Raw genomic sequence first — 25255 nt, 5'->3', positions numbered from 1 at the left:
GAGTTGACAGAGCCACGGCGAATGATCGTCGTGAAGGGCGCACCGGAAAGCGTGCTCGACCGTTGTATGGCCCTCGATTCCTCCGCGCAGGTCACGCTGAACACCCTGTTCACCGAGGGAAGTCGCGTCGTCGCCGTCGCGACCAAGGGTGCGGACGAGGACGACCGGCTCGACGTCGATCACGAGAACGCGCTGATCCTCACGGGTTTCCTGGTGTTCCTGGACCGCCCCAAGGCCTCCGCCGCAGCGTCATTGCGGCGGCTCGCCGAACTGGGTATCACCGTGAAGGTGGCGACGGGTGACAACCCGCGAGTGGCCGAGAAGATCTGCGGAGAACTCGGTGTGGTGTCCGGCGGCAGCGTGACAGGTCCGGAATTGGACGCTCTCGACGAGAAGGCGTTCAGTGCGACCGCCGCGCGGAGCACAGCGTTCGCCCGAGTCTCCCCGGAACAGAAGGCGCGCCTCGTCGCTACCCTGCGCACGCACGGTCGGGCAGTGGGATTCGTCGGTGACGGCGTGAACGATGCGCTGGCCCTGCACGCTGCGGACGTCGGCATCTCGGTCGATTCCGCCACCGACGTGGCCAAGGACGCCGCGGACGTGATCCTGCTCGAGAAGGACCTCGGGGTGCTCGCCGACGGCGTCGTGGAAGGGCGCCGCACCTTCACCAACACCATCAAGTACGTCCTGATGAGCACATCGAGCAACTTCGGAAACATGTTCAGCGCTGCCGCAGCCTCTGCTGTGCTGAAGTTCTTGCCGATGCTGCCGGGGCAGATCCTTCTCAACAATCTGCTGTACGACACGAGCCAACTCGCAATCCCCAGCGATCGTGTCGATCCGGAGCAGTTGCACGCGCCGTCACATTGGGACATAGCGTTCATCCGACGTTTCATGTTGTTCTTCGGGCCGATCAGTTCACTGTTCGACTTCGTGACGTTCGCGATCATGCTGGGTGTGTTCCACGCCGGCCCGGAGTTGTTCCGCACAGGGTGGTTCGTCGAGTCGCTCGCCACTCAGACACTGATCGTCTTCGCGATCCGGACGCGGCGGATCCCCTTTCTGCGCAGCCGCCCGAGTCCGGGTCTGGTGGCGACCGTCGCCGGGGTCCTCGCCGCCGGTATCGCGGTTCCCCTGTCGCCCTGGGCCACGAGTCTCGGATTCGTTGCTCTTCCGGTCGGGTTCTTCCTCGTCCTGGTCGCCCTGGTTGCCGGGTATCTGGTGTTGATCGAATTCGGGAAGCGGATCTTCTACTCCGAGCCGATTCGGCACGCACCGCCGCCGCGATGGCGCGACCATCGGCACCGCGTACATCGGCGCGCGGCACGGTTCAGCTCGGCCGGTCCCGTCACCGCTGCTCCGGGGTCCCCGTCGGGCATCGACCGCACACGTGACGAGTGAGCGCGCCGGGTCGGACCTCGGGCGCGGACGCTGCCGGTAACAGAGGCCTTTTGATCCTTGTCGCCGAGTCTGCCGCCGGACGAGCATCGAGAGCAGGCCGCCTACCCAGAACCGGCGACACCGAAGACGGGGAGTCCTCATGAGTGAAGACAACGCGCTGGTCCTGGTCGCCGGCTATCAGGACCGCGACCGTGCACGTGAGGACTTCGACGCGCTCACCGGTCAGGTGCGCGGCAAGCAGATCACGCTTCGGGGTGCAGTCCTGGTAACGAAGGACCCGGACGGGAACCTCACCGTGATCGACACGGGCGACCATCTGGGCCGTAAAGGCGCCGGCTGGGGTGCGGGCGTCGGCCTGGTGGTGGGGTTGTTCGCTCCGCCGATGCTGGCTGCAGCCGCCGTCGGCGCCGGTGCCGGCGCGCTGGCAGGCAAGTTCGCCTCACACCGCATCAAGAGCGGCCTCGAGACCAAGATCGGTGAGGCGCTGGCCTCCGGGACATGCGTGGTGATCGCGGTCCTGCCGTCGGGCAGCCGGCTGCCGGTGGAGCAGGCGCTCGGCGGCGCCCCCCTGAAGTCGGTCGCGGAATTGGATGGTTCGAGCCTGAGGGACCTCGAGGCGTCCCTGGCCGCGGCGATGGGGAAGTTCGATCCGGATCGCACGCGGCTACCGATCCCCAACCGAACCTTCGGGGGCACCATTGGCCGCACGGTGCAGGACTCCGTACCGGATTGGACGATCGTGCCCGGGCCGAAGCCACCGGACGGTGCTCCGAACGTGCTGATCGTGCTGATCGACGACGCCGGTTTCGGTGGCCCGGACACCTTCGGCGGTGCGATCCGCACCCCCACCTTGAGCCGGGTTCAGCAAAAGGGATTGACCTACAATCGCTTTCACGTGACCGCGGTGTGCTCGCCCACCCGGGCGGGGCTTCTCACCGGCCGCAACCACCACCGCGTGGGATTCGGCTCGATTGCCGAGTACCCGGGCCCCTTCCCCGGATACACGGCCGTGCGGCCGAGAAGCTGCACCGCACTCCCCCGGATTCTCAGCGAGAACGGGTACGTGACCGGCGGGTTCGGCAAGTGGCACCTCACCCCGGACAACGTGCAGGGCGCCGCCGGACCCTTCGACAACTGGCCGCAGGGGTGGGGCTTCGACCATTGGTGGGGCTTCCTCAGTGGTGCGGCCGGACAATACGATCCGATCGTCACCCAGGACAACTCGATCCTCGGCGTCCCCCAGGGCAAAGACGGTCACGGCTACTACTTCCCCGACGACCTCACCGACAAGGCGGTGGAGTGGCTCCACGGTGTCCGGGCTCAGGACCCACAGAAACCGTGGTTCATGTACTACTCCACCGGGTGCAGCCACGCCCCGCACCATGTGGCCAAGGAATGGGCGGACAAATACAAGGGGCAATTCGACGACGGCTGGGACACCTACCGCGAGACGACGCTCGAGCGTCAGAAGGTGCTCGGGATCGTTCCCGCGGACACCGAACTGACCGAGCGACCGGACCTGTTTCCCGCCTGGGATACGTTGTCCGACTCCCAGAAGAAGCTTTATGCCCGACAGATGGAGGTGTTCGCCGGGTACTCCGAGAACGCCGACTGGAACGTCGGGCGGCTGCTCGACTCGATCGAGGACATGGGCGACCTCGACAACACGCTCGTCTTCTACATCTGGGGTGACAACGGCGCCAGCATGGAAGGCACGATCACCGGCTCCTTCAACGAGATGACCTTCCTCAACGGGGTGGTACTCGACGCCGAACACCAGTTGAAGCTGATCGACGAATACGGTGGGATCGAGGCGCTCGGCGGCGACCACACCGCTCCGCACTTCGCCGCCGCCTGGGCGCACGCGAACAACACCCCGTTCCAGTGGGGTAAGCAGATGGCCAGCCACCTCGGCGGCGACCGCGACCCGATGGTGATCGCGTGGCCGAACCGGATCACCCCCGACTCACAGGTGCGGGGGCAGTTCACCCACTGCATCGACATCACCCCCACCGTCCTCGCCGCGATAGGGCTGCCCGAACCGACCACCGTCGACGGGATCGACCAGGAACCCATGGACGGAACGAGCTTTCTCCCCACATTCGCCGACGCCGACGCCCCCGAACAGCACACGGTGCAGTACTTCGAGATGTTCGGCAGCCGCGCGATCTATCAGGACGGCTGGTGGGCGTGCACCCGCCTGGACAAGGCTCCCTGGGACTTCTCCCCGGAGACCATCAAACGGTTCGCACCGGGTGTCTACAACCCGGACGACGATGTCTGGGAGCTCTACTACCTGCCCGACGACTTCTCCCAGGCCCACAACGTCGCCGCCGATCACCCCGACAGACTGGAGGAGTTGAAGCAGCTGTGGTGGCGTGAGGCGGAACGCAACCGGGCACTCCCCCTGCTCGGGGGAATGTCGATCTTCTTCGGCCTGCTGCCGCCGATGCCGACGACCACCCGATTCACCTTCAAGGGCGACGTCCAGAACGTGCAGCGCGGCATGGTGCCTCGTGTGGCGGGACGCTCGTACGCCATCGAAGCGAACGTTCACGTACCCGATGACGGCGCCGAGGGTGTCATCGTTGCCAACGCCGACTTCATCGGCGGCTTCGCACTGTGGGTCGACGGCACCGGCATACTCCACCACACGTATTCCTTCCTCGGTGTGGAGACCTACAGGCAGGCGTCCGAGCGGAAGATTCCGACCGGTGACGTCACCGTGAAGATGCTGTTCGAGACCGATGAGCCCAAACAGGGCAGCGGTGGTCACGTGTCCTTGTGGGCGAACGACGAACTGATCGGGGAAGGTGACATGCCCCGGACGGTGCCCGTGGCCTTCAGTTCGTACGCGGGAATGGACGTGGGCCGCGACAACGGCCTGGTCGTCGACCGCAATTACGAGGACAAGGCCCCGTACCGGTTCACCGGAACCGTCCACGAGGTCGTGTTCGATCTCCAACCGGCAAACCACGAGGCCGAACTCGCGCTGCACGAGCACGCGGCGATGCAGGGTGTCGGGCACGGCGCGGCCGGCTGACCCGACGATGCCTTTGCCCGGGCGACGATGCCTTTGCCCGGGCTCAGGGGTGTTCGCTGTACAGGGCGGCGCCGGCGGTGACCCCTGCACCCACGGCGATGATCAGGACACGGTTCCCGGCCGGGATACCACCCGTCCGGCGGTCCAGGGCCGCCACGAGGGACGCGGTATGCATCCGTTCGTCATCCGCGACCACGATCCGCGGCACGGGGACACCCAGGTGCTCGGCGAGCGCCGCGCGGAACTTCGGCCGGGCGGGAGCGGCCACGATCAGATCGACATCGGCGAGCTCGAGGGAGGATGCCTCCAGGCATTCCCGCGCCGCCTGCGCTCCGGCGGTCGCGAATCGCTCGTCCATCGAATCCGACTCCCGGAATCGCAGTACGTTCCGGGAATCCTCGAGTCCGACGGTGGCACAGAAGCTTTCACCGGCGTCGGAGCAATTCACCCAATGGACGGGCCCCAGGCCGAATTCGTCGTCGGTCCAGCGGCAGAGGATGGCTCCACCCGTCGGCGCAAACGGAAAGTGCTCGCTCATCCCACGTCCGGGATCGGCATCACTGGCAACCACCAGCGCCCAGTCGATCGTGTGCGACCGCAGGAATCCGTCGACGATCTGCAGACCGTTGAGAGCCCCACAGGATCCGTTTGCGACATCGAAGGAAAAGGTCCCGTGCGTGTCGTCGTGGGGGTCCTCCGGGTGGGCACCGATATCTTCCTGGATGAGCGCCGCGAGGGCGGGCTCTCCCAGATTCCGGTCGCGGTACAATCCGACGTTGACGAGCAGGTCCAGGTCGTCGGCATTCCGACCGGCCCGTTCGAGGCAGGTCTGGGCGGCCGACACCGCGAGATGCAATGCACTGTGGCGGGTACGCCAGCCGCCTCGTGTGACGTCGAGCCGATCAATGACTGTGCCCATAGCGTGCCACCAATTCCTCGTCCAGGGTCAGCAGAACGACGCCGATCTCCAAACCCGATGCGAGGGCGATCAACGCCACGGTCTCACCCGCTCGGATGCGGCCTGCTTCGAGTTCCTCGACCAGCGCGACGGTGTGGGTCGTCGAGGCCGTATTTCCGTAGCGGTCGACGGTGATGACCGCGTCGTGCCGTGGAGAATCGCCCAGCGTGGCGGTCACCTCGGCCATCCCTTTGCGGATCGCTCGCGCCGAGGTTTGGTGTGTGATCACGTGATCGATGTCGTGGAGGGAGATCCCGGCGGCGTCGAGCACCTCGTGCAACAACAGCGGGGTGTCCGCGATCGCCGCCCGCTGGATCCCCCGCGAGTTGGTGAACATTCGGGCGCCGGGGTCGTCGCCCTTCGGGTACGCGAGACAGAGCCGACTGTAGTCGGCGACGGTGGTGAATCCGGCCAAACCGATTCCCGCCGATCCGGCAGGGGCACGTTCGAGGAGCAGCGCGGCCCCGGCGTCGCCGAGCGTGAGGCACGCAAGCTCCTTGCTCATGATGTTCCGGATGTGCTGGGCAGCATTCTGTCCGAGCTGCGAAATGTACTCACCACTGACGACAAGTGCCCGTTCGACGATTCCCTGACGGATCCAGTTGTTCATCACCGTCACACCGGTCAACATGCCGGCGCACGCGTTCGAGAGATCGAAGGTCATCGCCCCCGGCGCGCCGATCGCCTGGGCGACCGCACTACTCATCGTCGGTTCGAGCCATTGGGTGAGACCACCGTGAAACTTGGTGATGCTGCAGCTGACCACTACATCGATCGACGCGGCGTCCCGGTTCGACCGTTCCAGGCAATCCAGTGCCGCCGAGATCGCCAGTGTGTAGGAGTCTTCGTCCCCCACCGATACCCGGCGCTCGCGGATCCCGGTGAGCCGCTCGAGGTCGATGTGAGTCGAGTGACGGGTGGTCGACATCAGGTCCGTGGTCGTGAGATGTGTCGTGGGTAGATGCCGGCCGGCCCCGGCGAGACGCGTAGCGAACGGCATTCGCCGGTCGTCGTTCTCGGTCTCCATGACCAGCCAACGCTTGACCATTCTTCCCACCTCCGTGCTCACTCCACAATCGCGCATCGGCGATGTCGTCACCAGGGCATTTGGACCCTTCCGGGGGATCGTTCGAACCAGCACCGAGGAATGCGACGAGGTGAGGTCCTAGGACCCTTGTCCTGTGACAGTGGCACGCCGACGCTGAGGGACGAGGAGAGGAGTCGTCATGCAGGCACGACACGTCATGAGCAGCCCGGTCACCACGGTGGACCGATCCACCTCGGTGGACGAATGCCTTCGGTTGGTCGGAAGTTCGGGCTTCACGGTGCTTCCGGTCGTCGACGAACGGAAGCATCTCGTGGGCATCGTGTCCGAGGGTGATCTGCTCCGTGCACGATTCCGTGAGCTGGGCGGGGCGGACCGCGGGACCGACCCGCAGCCTGACGAGATGTCCGCAGGCGACGTCATGGCCAGTCCCGTGGTGGCGATGACGGCCGACGCGGAGGTCAGCGAACTCGCATCCGCCATGCTTCGATCTCGGCTGCGCGGCATCCCCATCGTCCACGATCACGACATCCTCGGGATCGTCACCCGTCCCGATCTCATCGCCGTCCTCACGACCGACGACGCTCAGGTCGCAAAGGAAGTGCAGCACCGCCTCGACGTCTACGGTGGAGCCGGCCGATGGCGCGTAGACGTCGCCCACGGCTCCGCCTCGATCTATGGTGTCACGCCTCACGACCCGGAACGAAATGTCATCGCCGCACTGGCCGATACCGTGCCGGGCATCGCCGAGGTGCATTTCCCGCCCGAGTAGCCGAACCTCGATGTCACACCGATCCTCGTTTTCTCCGGGCAGGAGCTGGCAATGCAGGCAAGGTATCTCGACGCCGGAGATCTGCGATGGCCATGGGTCGCGGCCGCCGCCGTCGTGGGCTTCGCCGCGTTGTCGATGACATCTCCCCTCACCGTCCTCGGGGGTGCAGCCGCGGTCGTCTTCATAGGACTCGGCGTCTTCCGTAATCCGCACCATCGGGTCGTCGGCGCCGCGATCGTGTCGGTCGGCGTCGGACTGATGGCCCCGGGCTTGCCCGCCCTACTTCTCCACGGTGTGAACTCGCTGTGAGCTCCGCTCCGCGATTCGGAGACTTTGTGCCCTGTCGAGACGGTCACGCGGCGGCACATTCTCTACGTGGCCGGCACGAACGAACAGAGACGAGGAATCGACATGACGACAGATTCACCGATCGTCGTGGGTGTGGACGGATCGGCGCAATCGCTCGACGCCGTCCGCTGGGCCGCCGACGCGGCCGTCCACCATCGGGCCCCGCTACTGCTGGTGTCGTCCCTCCTCACGGCGCCCGGAACGTTCGGCGACGCCGTCAACCTGTCCGCAGGCGCATTCAGCGGCGTGGAATATACGGGTACCCAGAGGCTTGCCACGGCAGCCGAACTCGCCCGGCGGAGCGTGCCCGGCAACCACCTCACCCTCCGGACGTCGCTGCGTCACGGCTCGGCCGTGCGGGCCCTGCTCGACGCCGCCGAGTCGGCTCGCATGCTGGTCGTCGGTTCCCGTGGCCTCGGAGAGTTCACCGGCGGACTGGTCGGATCGGTCAGCTCCGCGGCGGCCAGTCATGCAGCGTGCCCGGTGGCGGTGATCCGCGGAATGCCAGAAATGGACGCGCCGCCGTTGGACGGCCCGGTGGTGGTCGGGGTCGATGGTTCACCGAACAGCGAACCTGCCATCGCGGCCGCCTTCGAGGAAGCCTCTCTGCGCGGCGTCGACCTCGTGGCGGTGCACGCGTGGAGCGACTTCAGCCTGTTGACCGTTACCCCCGCCGATCTCAGCGACAACGAACTTCCCTGGTCGGCAATCGAAACCGCTGAACGGGCGGTCCTGTCGGAGAGACTTGCCGGATGGAAGGACAAATATCCGGACGTGTCCGTCCGCAAAGTTGTCGTCCGAGATCGACCGGTTCACCACCTGCTCCAGCAAGCGCGGGAATCGCAGTTGGTGGTGACCGGCAGCCGGGGGCGTGGTGGGTTCGCCTCACTGTTGCTCGGTTCGACCAGCCGGGCGCTTCTGCACTCCATCACCTGCCCACTGCTGATCGTGCGCCGATGACATAGGTCGGTGTGTCCACTGACAGGAACGACGTCGGTCCTGTCGCCTGTCGGCGCCCGATTGCAACGCCGGTTCGTCGGAAGGAAGGAGCTGTCATGCAAGCGCAACAGATCATGAGTAGCCCGGTTACCACTGTGACTCGATCGACCCCGGTCGACGAATGCCTCCGCATCATTGCGAGTTCGGGGTTCACCGTCCTGCCGGTCGTCGACGAGTCGCATCACCTGGTGGGCATCGTCTCCGAGGGCGATCTGCTCCGCGAAAAATTCAATAGGCTCCCCAGAGCCGATGTCACGGCGGCCGAGACGATGACCAGCCCGGTCGTCGCTATGACAGCGGACACCGACGTCAGCAACCTCGCTTCTGCGATGCTGCGCTCAGGTCTGCGCGGGATCCCCATCGTCCACGAACACGACGTCATCGGAATCGTCACCCGGCGTGATCTTCTCGAGATCCTGACGATGGACGACACGAACATAGCGAAGGAAGTGCAACACCGCCTGGATGTGTATGCGGGATCGCGGCGGTGGACGGTGCGGATCGCAGACGGCAAGGTGACGATTGCCGGGCTCGCGCTCGACGATCCGGAACGGGGGGTAGTGACTGCCCTGGCCGAGACCGTGCCGGGCGTCGCAGACGTTCAGCTCACCCAGTCCTGATAGACATCAGGACTTTCGGGGGCGGGTCCGGAGAGTCCGCTGCTCGATGTGCGGTTTCCCGCCAATGGCGTCTTGGAGCGCGGAAATGCGTCGCCGCTCGTGACTGTCCTCCTCGTTCTTCGCGGCGGCCGTCACCACATGCGCATCTGGGCCGGGGAACACGAGCGCCTCGTGATCGTCCCGTATCCACCTGACAAGGTACGGCGGTGCGCCGTCGGCGCGGCGGACCTCGACGATGTGCCCGACCTCGTCCGGGCTGTCGACGACCGTGCCTTTCACCACCAGCCAGTCCCCTGGTTCTGCATGCATGTCGATCTCCATTCGTCGCGATCCGACACGGGCGACCCGTGCGTGTGTCGTAGTTCGGTTGTTGTGGTCCGTGCGATTTCCGTGACGTTGCTTTCGAGGCGGGTGAGGTAGTGGGGGCCGACCCCCTTCAGAGTCCACTCGCCCTCGGGTGGTGACGGTAGGGCCGAGGGTCCTCGGTTTGGACTCGCACCACACCTGTCACCACCCGCTCCGCAGATCGGAGAGGTCAGTCCGGCGGATCGTCGACATGAGCGTCGACAGTCGCGGCCATAACTTCGCCGAAGTACGTGCTCGACGAGGCACGGCGGGCGATTTCGCTCCGAGCCGAATGTGCGAGACAAGGGTTGGGCCGCCGACCGCAGTCTGCGAATTGAGGACCGTCGGCCCTACTGTCACCACCCGAAGACGAGTGGACTCGAAGACGCCAGCAACCACGCCCGAATCCTCTGGAGTCAACCATGAGCATTCTGTCCCCCCGCCCACACCAGGCCCTGCTCCCGTCCCTGCCGGACTGGTCCGACCTGATGGCCAGATTCGAGGCGATGCCCCCCTGGACCTCCCTCGAAGGCCACATGATCCGCGTCGAGGAACACCTCGACAAGGGCCGCTACACCCTACGCGCCGAACTCCCCGGAGTCGACCCCGACAAAGACGTCGACATCAGCGTCCGCGACGGACAAATGACGATCAAAGCCGAACGCACCGAACAACACAAGGAAGGCGCCCGATCCGAATTCCACTACGGCAGCTTCTACCGATCCATGCCCCTGCCCACCGGCGCCAAGGAAGACGACATCGACGCCACCTACACCGACGGCATCCTGACCGTCACGATGCCCGTCACCGAATCCCCGACACCGGAAAAACACGTCGAAATCACGAAAACCACCCCCACCAGCGAAAAGACCACCTGACCGCCGGTTCGAACCCTCCCGGGCCCCATCGAGGACAGCATGCCCAAGACGATCATCCCCGTCATCGGAGCCCTGTGGCTTGCCCTCGCCGCGATCGGCGCCTGGAGCACCATCGCCTTCGCGATCGCCGCGCCGGTCGCCGTCCTCCTGGGCACGTACCTGCCGGCCAATGCCGTCACCGGTCCGGAGACCGCTGAACCCCCGGACCCCCGCTCATCGAACGTTCTGTATTGCAACCATTTTGGAGACCATCCGCCATGACCACAGCAAGCGACATCATGCACACCGGTGCGACCTGCATCGGCGAACACGACACCCTCACCACCGCTGCGCAACGCATGCGCGAACTCGACGTCGGGGCCCTGCCGATCTGTGGTGACGACGACCGCCTCCACGGCATCATCACCGACCGGGACATCGTCCTCAAATGCGTCGCCGCCGGCACAGATCCCAACACGATGACCGCCGGCGACCTCGCCCAGGGCAGCACCTACCACGTCGACGCTGCAGCCACCGTCGAACAAGTCGTCACCGTCATGGAAGAACACCAGATCCGCCGCCTCCCCGTCCTCGACGACCACCGCCTCGTCGGCATGATCAGCGAAGCCGACATCGCCCGCCACCTCCCCGAACACGCCGTCGGCGCGTTCGTCGAAGCCATCTGCGCCCCGAAAGCACTCCCCAGCCACTGAAACCCCTCTCGATGAGGAGGGCCCACAACAGCCCTCCCCCACGCCGGGCAGCCGAACAACTCAACGCTCAGGAACGCCGTGGCGCCATTCAGTGATCAGACGAATACGCCGTGGCAATCGGTCTCTACCTGCCCTCCGGCGGGAGTTCTTTGCCGCCGGGGGTGTCGGCGGCCCCGACGATCTGATCGACCCGCTCGTGGAAGATCCGCCAGCGTCGCTCGTTCTCGTGCGTGAGCACCGCGCTGTGAGCCGCGAGATGCGCGGCAAAATCGAGCATTTCCGAGGCAGAGAACAGATACCGCGGAACGACACGGTGCGCGGTGAGGTCCGCACGCAGGGCGGCCGGGGTGAAGTCGGCCCGCCCGAGGATCGCGACCGCGCGGTCGAGGTTGCGGGCGATGAGTTCGGCCATCGACGCGCACTGCCAGTCGTTGCTCACGATGCGGTGCCGTTCGGCCAGTGCCTTCAATGCCCGTGAGTTGCGTTGCAACCGGATCACGTCGTGAAATGGTGATTCGGAATAGAACTTCTCGTGTTCCCGGTGAAACCGTGCGAGGTTGCGCACCGTGAGCAGCAGCTGGTCTCGCTCCGTCTGCATTGTTCGAGCGTGGCATAGCGCGACGAGACATCGCCGGCGAATCGGAGAACTCTCGCATCGTCCGGGGTAATTCTCCTCGCGAGTGGATCAGCCCCGGTGCGGTGACGCCGCGAGTGACCGCAGCGTCTGTTCCATTCCGCGGGCGACCACGTCGACCTCGGGGCATACGGCACCGTCACCGACAACCGTGATCGTGAACTGCCCCGCATAGGAGAACGCGCCGGCACCCACCGAGATGTTTCCCATCAGGGCCACTACCGGGATGATTTCGCGCACGGCGGCCCCGAAGAGGTAGAGGGGGACGGGCGGGCCGGGCACGTCGGCGACGTACGTGTTCATCATTCGTTGCCGAGACAGCAGAGTCAGGGCAATCCACCGGACGGTCCGGCCGCCGACCACGGCCCCGCGGCGCGGACGGACACCCCGCTTACGGGTGTCGGTGTCGGCGGCTATCGACGCCAGTCGGCGGACGGGGTCGTCGATCCAGAGCGGGAGCGGCACGATCATCTGCCCAAGCAGATTCCCGCGCGCCGGCCCCGGCAGCTCCCGATGCAGCGACACGGGCACGACCGCACGCAACTCGAGGTTGTCGACCGGTTCCCCTCGACTGCGTAACAGTTCACGCAGGCCACCGGCGAAGACGGCAAGCAGCACATCGTTGACCTTCACATCGTGCCGATCGGAGATCCTCCGCATCGTTGCGAGTTCGGTTCGTACGATGGCAAACTCACGAGCAGCACCGATCGGCCGATTCAGGCTGCATCGCGGCGCCCGTCCCCCGGCGACCATCTCCCGCACCGATGCCCACGCACGCCGGGTACGACACACAATCGTCGCCGGCCGTGTGCACGCCGTCAGCACGCGAGCCGCCGCGGCCCGGCGACGCCGGAGGTTGTCGACGATCAGCTCGTTCGCCGCCGGCACCGGGGCCGGCATCCACGGCTCGACCCGAGGAGCCGGACCGTCGGGCGCAGAGTCGAACAGTGCACCGAGCATTGCCACCCCGGCCGGGCCGTCGGCGATCACGTGGTGGACCCGGAGATAGACCGCGGTCCGGCCGCCCGCCAGGCCGGGTACGAACCACATCTCCCACAGCGGCCGGGAGCGGTCGAGCGGACGCCGACGCAACTCCTCGACCACCTCGAGTAGCCGCGCCTCGTCAGCGCGATGCACCGGCGGGACGGCACACACGTGGTCTCGAACATCGAAGGCTGCCGCATCCACCCACAGTGGCCGTCCCAGACCCCAGCGAGGCACGTAGACCACCTGCCGCAGACGCGGCGCCAGTTGCAACCGCGCCTCGATCGATGTCCGGACATCGCCGAGTACGATCCGCCCGTCCGTGTCGACGAGGTCACAGGCGTCGAGCAGGGCCACGAGACCGATTTCCTGCGACCACCCGGCCTCGTCCGGCCACAGAGTCATCACGTCCTGTGCGGTCAACCGCTCCATGAGCCTCACCCCATCAGTGCAGGAACGTCGATCCCGGACCGACCACGACTACCACGGCCTCGCGAGGTGTCGTCCTTCCACCAGTGTCGATCCGGGAGTGCGCGGGAAAATAGGGTCACAGGTCAACGCCCACAGTCGTCACTCGATGACCATCGGCCCTAATCGTGAGCTCCCAACCGGCGAACACTGAAAACGGAATGCCCCGGGCCGTCAGAGCAACTCGGGCAGGCGGTCGAGGAGACGACTATGCAGCCTACTGTCCCCGATGACGATCTCATTCGGATAGCCGTCGGCCTTGCCTGCCGAGCGCCGTCGGTACACAACACCCAACCGTGGCGGTGGCGCTATGACGGTGGTGTGCTCGATTTGTCTGCCGATTCCCACCGCCGACTCGCCTCGGCGGACCCGTCGGAGCGGCAACTGGTGGTCAGCTGTGGAGCGGCCCTGCATCATCTGGGCACCGCATTGACCGCGCTGGGCTGGTTGGCCGACATACGCCGCCTACCCGACCAGGCGAGCCCGTCCCATGTCGCCCAGATCCGGTTCCACCATTGCACCCGGAGCCCGCAGTCGCACGATCTCGATCTGCTCTCCGCGATTCGGCGCCGCTATTCGGATCGGGGCCCGTTTGATCCGGTCGATCCGAAAACACTGTCACCGGCCTCGCTGAAGGACATAGTTCGCCGGCACGGCGTTCACCTGACGGTATTGCCGCACAGCGCCCGACCAGTGCTTGCGGCCGCCACCGAGCTCACCGCCGCCTCCCGGCAGCTCGACCCCACTTACCAAACCGAACTCTACTGGTGGGCAGGACATTCCCTGCCCGAGGACGGAATCCCGACAGAGGCACTGGCCACCGCAGACAATCAGGCCCGCGTCGACATCGGGCGCCGATTCCCCATCGGCTCCGACAGCGGTTCCATCCTCCATCCCGACCAAGCGACGGTGCTCGTCCTCAGCACCGACGGCGACGACCGTGGAGCGTGGGTGCGCACCGGCGAAGCCCTGTCGGCCGTACTGCTCGACGCCACGGCCACCGGACACGCAACATGCCCGCTGACCCACATGACCGAGTTTCCGCAGAGTCGAAGAATGATCGGCAGCCTGCTGCCGGACTCGGGTCTACCGCAAGTCCTGATTCGAATCGGTTCGACCGACACGCAGGATCCTCCACGACAGACACCCCGCCGCCCGATCGACTCGGTTCTCACCATCGTCCCGCGACCCGGTCACCGTTGCTGACGCGGTTCGCAGTTCGGGCCAGGTGGGCGACTCCCACACCGCGCGCGGGTCGCGCAGCCGGGACAGTACCCCTGAACCCGGGAAGCGCCGGGGCATGGCCCGCATCCAGAGGCGGGCCGAATCAGTGACCTATTGCCCTGTGCAGCGGGGACACCTGCACGTAATCCTTGCGGGGGTGGAGCACCGTATCGCTGATAACCGTCGGTGGCCGGCCCCAGCCGTCCACGCGTCGATCTGAAAGATGCCGTCCTGGCGATGAGCAGTATCCGATTACCGAACTTCCGGCGCCGCCCGAGGGCCGACGCGACCATCGGACGACCATCGGGCACCGGATCAGCGTGGGTGGCGGCCAGCGCCGCCGTCCTCGTGGCGGGCTGTGTCGCGCTCGCCGCGGTGCTGATCTGACCCACCCGCGGTGGTGCCTCGCGCACCGCCCCGACCTGAGGCCTGAACATATGAGCAACCATCCGATACACCGGCTCGACCGACTCCTGCCACCCCTGCGATCGATCAGTAGCGAGGAGATCAAGACTCGCATCGACGCGATGCTCGCCGCCTCCGGTACCCCACGACGGTCGGAGCCGAGAGGCGACAGGCGACGCCGGAACCCGGCGACCGCGGAGGATTACCTCGAGCAACTTCCCACTCTCGTGTTGTTGCGACGGCTACCGGTGCCCGCTCTCGCGGTGGACAGGCATGGTGTGATCTCGCATGCGAATCGGGCGCTGGAGCGGATGCTGGGTTACGGCGAGGGCGGGCTCGGTGGTGGTTCGGTCGCGGATTTCGTTGATCCGCAGTCGTCGCCGAACGGTGCCGAGGCGGTGGCCATCCTGCACGACTTCGCCGGGAAGGTGATCGAACTCGCGAATCAGGACGGGTTCGTCGTTCGTGCACTGGTGAGCAGATCGGTACTGCTCCGGCACGACGATCCGATCACGCTGGTGTGCTTCGAGGACGTCACCGAACGACTGTGGGACGGCGGTCGGGCTCGCGCATTCGATTGAACGCCGGTGCACCTGGGACACCCCTCACGCGAGCGCGACAGCTGCTGGTACGCCGCACCGCCGCTACGAGTAACTCACCCGCGGCCTAGAGGTGACGGGTGACCCTACCGGCCCACCTTCCCTCCGAGGTTCACTCGAATCGTGAGAGCCGTGCGATACAAGCAAGGGCACCGGACCCGGATGCTGGGAGCGAGTGCATAAGAGACTGGATGTCGTCGCTGCCTCGGCAGGACAGCGTCGTGTCGTTCGACACCCGCGCGCTTCGGCCGGAAGCCAGATCGAATACGAGGAGCCTCGCATGGCGAATCACGTAAACCTCACTTTTCACGGTGCTGCGAAGACAGTGACCGGCTCATGCATGGAGATCGAGTCGGAGGGCACGCGCATCCTGGTGGACTGCGGCCTGTTTCAGGGATCGCGCACCCTCGAGACCTTGAACTTCGGTGCCTTCACCTTCGCGCCGGACAAGATCGATGCAGTCGTTCTCACCCACGCGCACATCGATCATTGCGGCCTGTTACCCAAGTTGGTGGCGCAAGGCTTCGAAGGGCCGATCTTCTGCACCGACCAAACCTCCGACCTGCTGCAATACATGCTCGCCGACGCCGGGCGTATCCAGGAGTTCGAGGCGCAACACCGAAACCAACGACGCGATCGTGCTGGCGAGGCGACAATTGCCCCGCTCTACACCGAACACGATGGGCTCACGGCGTGGCGGCAGACCCGTCCTGTGCCATCGAAGGAATGGTTCGAGCCCGCCGCAGGCTTTCGAGCGCGGCTGTGGAATGCCGGTCATATTCTGGGCGCAACATCGGCGGAGGTCGACGCCGGGGGCGTGCGCCTGCTCTGTTCCGGTGATCTCGGCCCCCAGAACAAGGCGTTTCACGCCGATCCGGCGGGTCCTTCAACGTTGGACTACGTCATCTGTGAATCGACGTACGGGAGCCGAACCCGTGTGCGACTGAGCATCGACCAGCGACGTGACCTGTTGGAACAGGAGGTCAACAAGGCCATTTCGCGTGGTGGAAATCTCGTGATCCCTGCCTTCGCGCTGGAACGAACGCAGGAACTGCTGCTCGACATTACGTATCTCGCCGACGCGAACCGCATCCCTGACGTTCCGGTCTTCGTCGACTCACCGCTGGCCAACCGCGCGACCAGCGTCTTCGCCAGGCATGCAGGCGAACTCGAGGATCTCGGCGGCAAGGACACCTTCCACCATCCCGCGATCCACTATGTCGACGATGCTTCCGTCTCGATGCGGATCAATAGCATGTCGGGGGTCATCATCATCGCGGCCTCGGGAATGTGCGAGGCGGGACGCATCCGCCATCACCTCGCGCACAATCTGCATCGCCGGGATTCGACGATACTGTTCGTCGGATTCCAGGCCCAAGGCTCGCTGGGACGCGTCATCCTCGAAGGCGCGCGGCACGTGAAAATTTCCGGCACCGACGTCGATGTGCGAGCCCATATTCGGCGGATCGACAGCTATTCCGCCCACGCAGATCAGGCCGAACTGCTGGACTGGATCAAGGGGCGGAAGCCTATCTCGGGCAGCCTGTTCCTGACCCACGGTGAACCGGGGGCAATCTCGGCGCTGACCGAACTGGCGTCGGCGGACGACCCTTCCCTTTCGATCATCACCCCGGACATCGGGGAGAGCTACCAGCTGCGGTCCGGCACCCCCGCGAAGCTGATCGGTACCGCCCGCACGGATGCTGCGCAACTGATCGGGCGCGATTGGCAGAACGACTACGCCGACTTTGCGGTGAGCCTCAAGCGTCGACTCGCCCAGATCCCGGATGCGATGAACCGCCAGAAGGCCGTCGCGGAAATGCGCAAAGTTCTGGAACGGTACGGAATGTGAGGACCTTCTCCTCTACGGCGCCGATCACGGGTGCGGCGACGATGGTGGGTACCGGATGATCCGTGCGATCCCGAGGAGACATCATGACCGTTCGCCGCCCGATCGTCGTCGGAGTCGACGGATCGGAGTCGTCCTCGCAGGCCGTGGCGTGGGCGGCGCACGAAGCCGTGTTGCGGAGTGCACCGCTGACATTGGTGACCACCAGGTACGTCCCCGGCGCCTACGGTGCGCCGATCGGGGTGCCTGCCAGTTTTTTCGAGGAGGAGGAACTGGAAGGCAAGAAACGGCTCGTCCGGGCCGAGGAGGTGGCCGTCCGGGCCGTGCCGGGGCACACCCTCAAGGTCGACACGGCGTTCTGCATGGGCGCGCCCTCCGGTGAGCTGATCGAGCGGTCGAAGTCTGCCTTGATGGTGGTCGTCGGTGCGAACCGACACGGAATCCTCGACCGGGCGGTGCCGGGATCGGTCAGTGCGGCGGTCGTGACGCACGCGCACGCACCCGTCGCTGTCGTGCGGGGCCTGCCGCACACCGAGATCAACGACGTTTCGGGGCCCGTCGTGGTCGGTGTCGACGGCTCGGCGAACAGCGAGCCGGCGATCTCGGCGGCGTTCGAAGAGGCGGCATTGCGGCAGGTCGAACTTGTCGCGGTTCACGCCTGGTCGGATATCGACCTGTACGCCCCGTTCCCCAGCGACGTCGACTGGGCGCAGGTCGAAAGCCACGAGCGGGCGATACTGTCCGAGAGCCTGGCCGGTCGCGCCGAGGACTTCCCCGACGTGCAGGTCCGTCCGGTTGTGATCATGGACCAACCTGCTCAGAATCTGCGTGAGCAGGCCGAGCGGGCGCAACTCCTGGTGGTCGGGAGCCGTGGGCGAGGTGGATTCGCGAGCATGCTGCTGGGTTCGACCAGCAGAGCGTTGCTGCACACCGTCACGTGCCCCCTGCTCGTCGTCCGTTCAGTGCTCCCGAGTTCCGCGACGTAGACCTGCCGGTGTCCGCGCGGGCCCGACGGCAGAGGTCGGACGACCTGGCAGGCGAAGCGCGGGATCAGCGCGCCACAATCCGGGTCGAAACTGGATGGTTCGCAGGGATTCTGGAGGAAGGTGGTGCCGATGACCGAGCAGGGAGAGACGCACCGATACAGCTTGCTTCACTCGGCGATGGACGAATTGCTGGAGGGAACACGCGCCGTGCCCCGCCTCATGGGAACAATGTGAGGCGAGGCGGTCAGCGCAATACCTGGCCCGTCGCGGTGCCGGTGACCCGGATGCTGGAGTCGCTCCAGAAGTTGGTCGAGCTGGACCCATCAGTGGTCCCGTCTGCGTCAATCGCTGATCCAGACACCACACGCGGATGCACCGGAACCCGGCTTGCCGGAGAACTGATCACGGCCGATGTTCGGGGCCAGAGGCGGTGGTCGGACCAGCAGCTACGTTCAGAGACGGCCTTTTCGGATGGCCCGGCCTGCGGTTCCTTCTTGCGGAATGTCGGGAAGGTCGGGGTGCAACTCCCGGTGTGAGATCAGTTCGAGGTCGAAGTGCACCGCGGCCCCGTGATCGTGCAGTGCGTCGGTCCAGCCCTGTTCGGTGATGATCGCGAGCATGAGGGTGTTCTCCGCGAGGATCTCGGCCGTCAGGTGTGCCACACCGTGGAAGTAGGCGGCGATCCCGAGTTGCCGGACCAGCGTGGTACCGATGCCGTGTTGTTGTTCGTGCCGGGCCACGATGAGTGCAATTTCGGCGCTGATGTGTCCGGGAGTGGTGTCGGTGACGACGTAGTTGGCGACGCCGACGAGTTCGTGAGCTTCGAAGGCGCCGAGCGCGAGATGCGCGTAATCCTGTCGGCAGAGCTGGGTGGCGAACTCGCCGAGGTGTTTCGGGCGCGGGGCGAAGAAACGCAGGTGGGCGGACATCTGCTGGTGCAGTCGCACGACCGCGTCACGGTCGCCTGGGCCGAGGGTGCGGATGGTGACGCCGGGGATCGCGGTCTCAGTCGCTGACGTGGGTGCCGTCCTGGTATACGCGGTCGGCCCGCGTGTCGGCCGGGCCGAGGGCGGCCGCGGTGGGCAGACCATTGTCGGGCAGGGGCTGTGGTGGAACAGATGCGGGCTCACGGATTCTCCGGTCACAGCTACTGCGCGCCTTCGGCCATGGGTACCGATGACCACCAGCTGCGCATCCGCAGCCCGTTCGATCAGCGCCTGACGTGGCGGGGTGGATACGACGGCGGCGGTGACGGCCACGTCGGGGAACGCCCGACGTGCCGCGGACAGGATGTCCTCGACAGGCGTCGCCCTTTCGGCGGGGTGCTCCCGTCCCGTACCCGGCTCTGTGACATGGTCGGTGGATTGCGCGTATACGGCGATCAGCGGGGCGGCGAACAGGTGGGCGTATTCGAACGCTGTGAGTGCAGCTTCGGCGCTGTCGGCGTCGTCGTCGATACCGAGGACCACCGGGCGCCGATCGGGCAGCTGTCCGGGTTGTCCCCGCCAGACAGTGACAGGGCAGGAGGTGTGTCCGGTGACAGTGCCGGCCCGAGAGGTCGCTGCCAGAACGTCGGTGGTTCCGACGTCGGGATGCCCGAGTACCACCATCCGCGCGCCCTGTGCTGCGGTTGCCAATGCATCTGCGAGGGGCTCCTCCACCAGTCCACCGCTCACGTCGACATCGGGAAACCGTTGGCGGACGGACGCAATCGCGTCGTCGACGACACCTGTCGCGCTCGCATACGGTGCACCGACGATCGGGGGTGGTGACAGTAGGGCCGACGGTCCTCAATTCGAGGACTCACGTCGATGTCTGTCCGCGGATTCGGGTTCTATCGTTGCGTACTGCGGCGCAGGGGTGACAACGTGGACGCGAGGTGGGTGGTGAACCATTCGCGGGCCAGTACTGCAGCCCGTTCGAGGGTGCCGGGTTCTTCGAACAGGTGGGTGGCACCGGGCACGATCTCGATCCGGCACGTGCCCGGGATCACGGCCTGCGCGCGGCGATTGAGGTCGAGGACGGTTTCGTCGCGGGAGCCGACGATCAACAGCGTGGGGGTGCGAACCTCGGTCAGACGCTCACCGGCGAGGTCGGCTCGACCACCGCGGGAGACGATCGCCTTGATATCGACGTGGGAGTCGGAGCCCGCACGCAGTGCTGCTGCGGCGCCGGTGCTGGCCCCGAAGTACCCGACCGGCAGACCGGCGGTACCCGGTTGCGTCGTCAGCCAGCGGGTGACCTCGACCAACCGCTCGGCGAGCAGGTCGATGTCGAACACCAGGGCCCGGTCGCCTTCTTCGACGGGGGTGAGTAGGTCGAACAACAGGGTGGCGAGTCCGGCCCGATTCAGCACGTCGGCGACGTAGCGGTTGCGGGGGCTGTGCCGGCTGCTGCCGCTGCCGTGGGCGAACACGACCATCCCGATGGGGTTTTCCGGAACGACGAGGTGCCCGGCAAGCCGGACCCGGCCCACGTCGACCTCGATGTCGTCGTCGCGAATCGGCGGATCGCCGCCGGTGTCCGGTGCCGTCACGGCGGGTTCCCGGAAGCCGCTGCGTGCACGCTGCAATAGTTCGGTCACGTCGTCGTCGGTGATCTCGGAAAACTCGTAGTAACCCTGTCCGACCGCGGACAATCCTTTCGGGGTCTGCATGCACACGACCTCGTCGGCGTCCTCGGCGAGGTCGTCGATTCGGCGCGGTGACCCGATCGGGACTGCGACGACAACCCGCGCGGCACCCTGCGCGCGCGCGACCTGGCACGCGGCGCGCGCGGTCGCACCGGTCGCCACGCCGTCGTCGACGATCAACGCAATCCGTCCCCCCAGCGGGATCCGGCCGAACTTCCCCCGCAATCGTTCAGCGCGGTGACGAAGCTCCGCCGACTGGGTGCGTTCGACGGCGGCGATGTCGGTGACGGTCAGACCGACCCGACTCACGACTTCGGTGTTGATCACCCGTACGCCGCCTTCGCCGATCGCGCCGAAGGCCAGTTCGGGCTGGTATGGGACACCGAGCTTGCGGACCACGATCACGTCGAGAGGGGCGTGCAATGACTTCGCGACCTCGAATGCGACCGGCACTCCCCCTCGGGGTAATCCCAGCACCACGACGTCGCGTCCGCGAAACTCGCGCAGGCGTCTGACCAGGCGCCGTCCCGCATCAGCACGATCGGCGAATCCCATCAGAACCTCCTCGGGCCCGGAACATTCTCAGGCCTGTTCCGAACCTACTTCCGTCCGATCCAGGCATTCCAGGGCCATTGGTCGCCAATCGCCGGTCCTCAGCCGGCGCCCGGAGATGCCACCACTTCACGTCGAGCGTGCCGAAGACGCTCCGACCAGTTCCAGCCACTCGGCGGCCCCCTGAGTGCCGGAGCCGCTCCGAAACCCGACGTATCCGTCTGGTCGAACGATCACGATGCCCGTACCCGACCAGCTGCGAATTCGGTGGACCCGCAGCCGTCCGTCAGGCGCCGGCGGCATTCCCCACTGCGTGTCCCGATGCAGGAGCACATGCACTGCCGGCGTCGCGATCAGGTCGTGCAGACGTTGCCGGCCGCCGTCGACGGCCACCTCCTCGTCCGGGATCCGCTCACCGGCCGGGGCGGCGACACCGGAATCGCCGGACCCCTCGACCGACAGTGGACCGTGCCGATAGTGCCGGCGAAGCTGGGCGAGCACTCGTACCGCGTGCGCGACGAGCCGACGCCGCCGCAGCAGCACCGGGACCAGCGGCGCCCCTGCGGAGGAGAAGGCGCCGCGTAGAAGCGAGGGCACCCGACCGCGGCCGGCCTCGGCCCAGAACAGCACGTGGGTCAGCAGCAGCACCTGCTGGGCGGCGCGCCGACGTTCCTCCGCATACGACCGCACCAGGGCGGCGTCGCCACCGGGCCGGAGCCGTGCCGCGAACGCTAGTTTCCACCCCAGGTCCGCAGAGTCCTGGATGCCGGTGTTCATGCCCTGGCCGCCCGCCGGGGAGAAGGCATGCGCGGCGTCCCCCGCGAGAAAAATCGGCCCGCATCGATACCGGGACGCGACGCGGTGCTGGACCCGTACCCGCTCCGACCACGCGATCCGGGTGATGCGGGCAGGCACGTCAGCCCGGTCGAGGATCTTCTGCAGGTGCTGTCGGTCGGTCGGGGCCTGCGCGCGGTTCGGGGGTTGGGCGGTGAGCACCCGCCAGCGAGCGGTTTCGCCCAGTGGGAGCAGGAACAGCAGGCCCTCACGGTGGACCGCGACGTGTGTGACGCCGATCTGGACCTCACCCTCGAGTTCGATGTCGGCGAGGAGAATCTCGTGCGGGTACACCGACCCGTCCCAGGAGATGCCGGCCGTCGCGCGCACCGTGCTGGTGCTGCCGTCGCACCCGACGAGGAACCGGGTCGCGATTTGTCGGCGGATGCCGTGATGCGTCACATCGCAGACGACTCCGTCGTCTGCCCGGAAGGACTCGCACTGCGTCTCCCACTCCACCTCGACGCCACGGCCGCGGAGTGCTCGTCGCAGAACGGCTTCCACGTCGGCTTGCCGCACGAGCAGAAAATTCGGGAATGCGGTGTCCGGCAGCCGGATTTCACCCACGTCGACGGGCACACAGCGCCGACGCAGGTGGAGGTGCACCTGCGGGTTGGAGTCTCCGAGCGCGAGGAGTTCATCGGTCACACCGTGCGGCCGCAGTACTTCGAGGGTCCGGGGCTGGACGAGGAAGGCCCGCGAGAATCGGGGTGCGTCGGGTCTGCGGTCGACGATGCGCACGTGTGCGCCGTGATCGTGAGCAATCAGGGCCGCGGCGAGTCCGGTCGGGCCCGCGCCGACGACGAGCACGTCGAGAAGCTGCCCGTCCGGCGCGGTCATCTCGGTTTCGTCTCCGTCCGGACGAGCCGCCACCACGCCTCGTCGGGCGGTGCGGTGCCCTCTCCTGACTCGGCGCGTTCGAGAACGTCGTCGCGAAGCCGACCGGGCAAGATGCAGTATCGGATCGAGGACCGATGGCTCACCAGCGCGAGAGGCCACCACAACACCCGGACGTACTCCTCGGCGGAGCGTGCGCCGTCCCACTGGTAGAAACCACGGTACCGGTCCTCTTCGTCCGCGGTGAGCCACAGTTTCGACACGAATCCGGGGAACCCCGCGAACAATGGTGTGTTGAGCAGGCTTTCGGCCCTGAACAGCGTGTGACCCCAGCCGTGGACACCGCGCAGTCGGAAGGAGACGACGAGAACCGCCGGATCGGGTAGAGACTCACCGCTCATGACGGTTTCGCGGTAGACGACTCCGGTGGTGCCGTCAGCGAAGGTCATTCTCCGGCCCCTGTGCCGTTTCGGTTGGTGAAGGCGGCGGCGGGCGAGGAGGTTCGCCGTACGCGCGGCACACCGGGCCAATCGTGGTGCCGCAACCCGCAGGGGCACTGGTCGTGGTTCGGAGTCACGGATGGATTGCTCTGCAACAGGATTGGAGACCGTCGTCGTCTCGTCCTCGCGCGCGACGGCATCGCCGCCTCGCCCCTGATCCCGGTTCACGGCGGGGTTCCGAATGCAGAGCATGAACAGCTCGGTGTGGGGCGCCGCGGCGCCGGACCCGTCCAGTTAGGACTCCCACGGGTCTCCGGACGGGACGTAGCCGTGCTCGGCCTGGCGGTACCGCGCGAACGGGGCACCGGGTGTGCCTCGATCTCGACGAGTTCGACTTCGTATGCCATACGTCTACCATCGACGCTGCCTGCGGGGCGGCGCGAGGGCCGAAGGTCCCCGGCGGCCAGTTTTCCGTCAGAAGACACCGAGATGTCGTTCGTCCGGGCTGTTCCCGGTGCGGGCGTCGCCAGGGTAGGACTCCTCACGGAGGGTATCCAGGACGACGGAGCCGTCCACGGTTTCTCGCTCCTCCAGCAGCGCGGTGAGGCGATCCAGGGTGGTGATGGCGAACGAGAAGATCGGTCGCCCGGGCTTCCGCCGCCTTGAGCAGCGCCGCCACGTCTTCGTCCACGACGCGCTACGTCTGCCCGGAGTAGGGCCTGGTCAGCGCGTTGGCCGGGGCGTCGGCATGCAGGTACTCGGAGCTCTCCGACGCATTTCCGACCGGGCCCAAGGCTTTCGACAGACCGAACTCACGCACCATCCGTGTAGCGACGGGTACGAAGGGGTCAAGCAGGAAGTCAGCGCAGGGGCCCAGGGGAGTCCTCATGATCGGACCGCCCGGAACGGATAAGACGTTGATGGCGCGCGGTCGCCGGGGAGGCGAGCGTCCGGTTCCTCTCGGTCACCGGGTCCGAATTCGTCGGCGGCGACGTCGGCGAAACGGGTGGTTGGGCGTTTCGCCTCGATCACTCGCGCCTTGGAGCGGCCGAATGCACCGGCACCACCGACTCCTCCGCTGAACGCGTGCTGCGCCCGCCGGGTGACCCAGAAGAACAGTGCGCCGAGAAGCACGAGCGGAAGCAGGCCACCCAACAGGGCCCCCACCCGTTGCCGGTCGCCTTCTTTGCGGTGATCTGGATGTTCTTGGCCTGCAGGCGCTGGTCGAGACCGGTCACGTTCAGGGCCGTCGGGAGTTGGGTCACGAAGGATGTGCCGTGGGTGAGCGTTCCGTCGACACCGCCGTCGCCGTCGATGGTCACCGCCTTGACCGATCCCGAGTCGACCCTGCCCAGGAAATCGCTGTAGGACAGTGTCTGGCCGCCCGAGCTTGCCAGCGAGGCCACCAGGACCACTGCAAGCAGCATCGCGAAGAAGGCGAGCACCGGCCACCACGAACCCGCAGACGGGGCCGGCGGCGGACCGGGGTCGGGTGGTGGGCCCGATCGTGCCGAACGGGACAGATTCCGGGGGAGAATCGCAGTCGAGTGATCACGTCCGCTCCCGTTGCTCGTCCGAGCGTGGTCGCCCACGACCCAGAGCTGATCGGGTGCACGCCGCGACCCCTTGTTCGTTTTCCGGTGCCTTCTCAGCGTCGCCGGACCGCGGCCTGGAAGACAGGGCCGAATGTGATGCCTCGGCCGAGGACGT

At 66.4% G+C, this 25255-nt stretch carries 23 protein-coding genes and 2 pseudogenes; 15 read left to right on the top strand and 10 right to left on the bottom strand.

Annotated elements, in window-relative coordinates:
- Positions 1-15 precede the first annotated feature (15 nt).
- Positions 16-1401 (top strand): annotated as a pseudogene (locus tag JVH1_RS37295) (HAD-IC family P-type ATPase); the annotation flags it as partial.
- Between the two features lie 139 nt (positions 1402-1540).
- Positions 1541-4444, top strand: a complete 2904-nt coding sequence (locus JVH1_RS37290) for an arylsulfatase (protein ID WP_009472571.1) — start codon at positions 1541-1543, stop codon at positions 4442-4444.
- Between the two features lie 43 nt (positions 4445-4487).
- Here the strand turns inward: JVH1_RS37290 and JVH1_RS37285 are convergent, their stop codons facing one another.
- Positions 4488-5363: a 3-oxoacyl-ACP synthase III family protein gene (locus JVH1_RS37285; protein ID WP_043777307.1), complete on the bottom strand. Its 876-nt coding sequence runs from the start codon at positions 5361-5363 to the stop codon at positions 4488-4490.
- On the bottom strand, positions 5347-6450 hold the full coding sequence (locus tag JVH1_RS37280; protein ID WP_016884270.1) for a 3-oxoacyl-ACP synthase III family protein: 1104 nt from the start codon (positions 6448-6450) through the stop codon (positions 5347-5349). The genes JVH1_RS37285 and JVH1_RS37280 overlap by 17 nt, the downstream gene beginning before the upstream one ends.
- 178 nt (positions 6451-6628) lie before the next feature.
- Here JVH1_RS37280 and JVH1_RS37275 point away from each other — a divergent pair, with 178 nt between their 5' ends.
- From JVH1_RS37275 to JVH1_RS37260, 4 genes are all read left to right on the top strand, one after another.
- A complete protein-coding gene (locus JVH1_RS37275; RefSeq protein WP_009472572.1) occupies positions 6629-7219 on the top strand; it encodes an HPP family protein in 591 nt (196 codons plus the stop codon).
- Positions 7220-7270: 51 nt separating this feature from the next.
- Positions 7271-7528, top strand: coding sequence for a hypothetical protein (locus JVH1_RS37270; RefSeq protein ID WP_009472573.1), 258 nt, complete (start codon positions 7271-7273; stop codon positions 7526-7528).
- A gap of 102 nt (positions 7529-7630) precedes the next feature.
- Positions 7631-8527, top strand: coding sequence for a universal stress protein (locus JVH1_RS37265; RefSeq protein WP_009472574.1), 897 nt, complete (start codon positions 7631-7633; stop codon positions 8525-8527).
- A gap of 95 nt (positions 8528-8622) precedes the next feature.
- Entirely contained in the window at positions 8623-9186 is a 564-nt protein-coding gene (locus JVH1_RS37260; RefSeq protein ID WP_009472575.1) for a CBS domain-containing protein, read from the top strand.
- Between the two features lie 6 nt (positions 9187-9192).
- Here the strand turns inward: JVH1_RS37260 and JVH1_RS37255 are convergent, their stop codons facing one another.
- A complete protein-coding gene (locus JVH1_RS37255) occupies positions 9193-9507 on the bottom strand; it encodes a DUF1918 domain-containing protein (protein ID WP_009472576.1) in 315 nt (104 codons plus the stop codon).
- Positions 9508-9953: 446 nt separating this feature from the next.
- Between JVH1_RS37255 and JVH1_RS37250 the strand changes: the two genes are divergently transcribed.
- From JVH1_RS37250 to JVH1_RS37240, 3 genes are read left to right on the top strand one after another with little or no spacing between them, the layout of a single operon-like run.
- Positions 9954-10409 carry an Hsp20/alpha crystallin family protein gene (locus JVH1_RS37250; protein ID WP_043777311.1) on the top strand — a complete coding sequence of 152 codons (456 nt, stop codon included), beginning with the start codon at positions 9954-9956 and terminating at the stop codon, positions 10407-10409.
- Positions 10410-10448: 39 nt separating this feature from the next.
- Positions 10449-10670, top strand: coding sequence for a hypothetical protein (locus JVH1_RS37245; protein ID WP_009472578.1), 222 nt, complete (start codon positions 10449-10451; stop codon positions 10668-10670).
- The gene (locus tag JVH1_RS37240) at positions 10667-11101 is read left to right on the top strand and encodes a CBS domain-containing protein (protein WP_007298891.1); all 435 of its coding nucleotides are present in this window, start codon (positions 10667-10669) and stop codon (positions 11099-11101) included. Before JVH1_RS37245 ends, JVH1_RS37240 begins: the two co-directional genes overlap by 4 nt.
- Before the next feature lie 124 nt (positions 11102-11225).
- Here the strand turns inward: JVH1_RS37240 and JVH1_RS37235 are convergent, their stop codons facing one another.
- Together JVH1_RS37235 and JVH1_RS37230 are read right to left on the bottom strand one after the other, a co-directional pair.
- Positions 11226-11699 carry a hypothetical protein gene (locus tag JVH1_RS37235; RefSeq protein WP_009472579.1) on the bottom strand — a complete coding sequence of 158 codons (474 nt, stop codon included), beginning with the start codon at positions 11697-11699 and terminating at the stop codon, positions 11226-11228.
- Between the two features lie 87 nt (positions 11700-11786).
- Complete coding sequence (locus tag JVH1_RS37230; RefSeq protein WP_009472580.1) at positions 11787-13151, bottom strand: wax ester/triacylglycerol synthase family O-acyltransferase; 1365 nt, start codon at positions 13149-13151, stop codon at positions 11787-11789.
- A 246-nt stretch (positions 13152-13397) separates the two neighbouring features.
- Here JVH1_RS37230 and JVH1_RS37225 point away from each other — a divergent pair, with 246 nt between their 5' ends.
- From JVH1_RS37225 to JVH1_RS37205, 5 genes are all read left to right on the top strand, one after another.
- On the top strand, positions 13398-14393 hold the full coding sequence (locus tag JVH1_RS37225; RefSeq protein WP_043777316.1) for a hypothetical protein: 996 nt from the start codon (positions 13398-13400) through the stop codon (positions 14391-14393).
- A 255-nt stretch (positions 14394-14648) separates the two neighbouring features.
- Positions 14649-14798, top strand: coding sequence for a hypothetical protein (locus tag JVH1_RS37220; protein ID WP_157173902.1), 150 nt, complete (start codon positions 14649-14651; stop codon positions 14796-14798).
- Between the two features lie 50 nt (positions 14799-14848).
- Positions 14849-15397: a PAS domain S-box protein gene (locus JVH1_RS37215; protein WP_009472585.1), complete on the top strand. Its 549-nt coding sequence runs from the start codon at positions 14849-14851 to the stop codon at positions 15395-15397.
- Positions 15398-15695: 298 nt separating this feature from the next.
- The gene (locus tag JVH1_RS37210) at positions 15696-17267 is read left to right on the top strand and encodes an MBL fold metallo-hydrolase RNA specificity domain-containing protein (protein WP_009472586.1); all 1572 of its coding nucleotides are present in this window, start codon (positions 15696-15698) and stop codon (positions 17265-17267) included.
- Between the two features lie 83 nt (positions 17268-17350).
- Positions 17351-18250 carry a universal stress protein gene (locus JVH1_RS37205; protein ID WP_009472587.1) on the top strand — a complete coding sequence of 300 codons (900 nt, stop codon included), beginning with the start codon at positions 17351-17353 and terminating at the stop codon, positions 18248-18250.
- 452 nt (positions 18251-18702) lie between these two features.
- Here the strand turns inward: JVH1_RS37205 and JVH1_RS37200 are convergent, their stop codons facing one another.
- The 4 genes from JVH1_RS37200 to JVH1_RS37185 all read right to left on the bottom strand — a co-directional run bounded on the left by JVH1_RS37200 (position 18703) and on the right by JVH1_RS37185 (position 23554).
- Entirely contained in the window at positions 18703-19926 is a 1224-nt protein-coding gene (locus tag JVH1_RS37200) for a GNAT family N-acetyltransferase (RefSeq protein ID WP_237735065.1), read from the bottom strand.
- Between the two features lie 158 nt (positions 19927-20084).
- On the bottom strand, positions 20085-21437 hold the full coding sequence (locus JVH1_RS37195) for an alpha/beta family hydrolase (RefSeq protein WP_009472590.1): 1353 nt from the start codon (positions 21435-21437) through the stop codon (positions 20085-20087).
- Positions 21438-21563: 126 nt separating this feature from the next.
- Positions 21564-23108, bottom strand: coding sequence for an FAD-dependent monooxygenase (locus JVH1_RS37190; protein ID WP_009472591.1), 1545 nt, complete (start codon positions 23106-23108; stop codon positions 21564-21566).
- Positions 23105-23554 (bottom strand): hypothetical protein, encoded by a 450-nt coding sequence (locus JVH1_RS37185; protein WP_043777319.1) that lies wholly within the window; start codon positions 23552-23554, stop codon positions 23105-23107. The genes JVH1_RS37190 and JVH1_RS37185 overlap by 4 nt, the downstream gene beginning before the upstream one ends.
- Before the next feature lie 860 nt (positions 23555-24414).
- Here JVH1_RS37185 and JVH1_RS37180 point away from each other — a divergent pair.
- Positions 24415-24544, top strand: a pseudogene (locus tag JVH1_RS37180) (AAA family ATPase); the annotation flags it as partial.
- A 29-nt stretch (positions 24545-24573) separates the two neighbouring features.
- Here the strand turns inward: JVH1_RS37180 and JVH1_RS37175 are convergent.
- The gene (locus tag JVH1_RS37175) at positions 24574-24990 is read right to left on the bottom strand and encodes an ATP-dependent metallopeptidase FtsH/Yme1/Tma family protein (RefSeq protein WP_009472596.1); all 417 of its coding nucleotides are present in this window, start codon (positions 24988-24990) and stop codon (positions 24574-24576) included.
- Between the last annotated feature and the right edge of the window lie 265 nt (positions 24991-25255).

The sequence above is a fragment of the Rhodococcus sp. JVH1 genome (assembly GCF_000280725.2).
Taxonomy (GTDB): Bacteria; Actinomycetota; Actinomycetes; order Mycobacteriales; family Mycobacteriaceae; genus Rhodococcus_F; species Rhodococcus_F jostii_A.
This window is presented reverse-complemented; position numbering and strand designations above follow the sequence as displayed.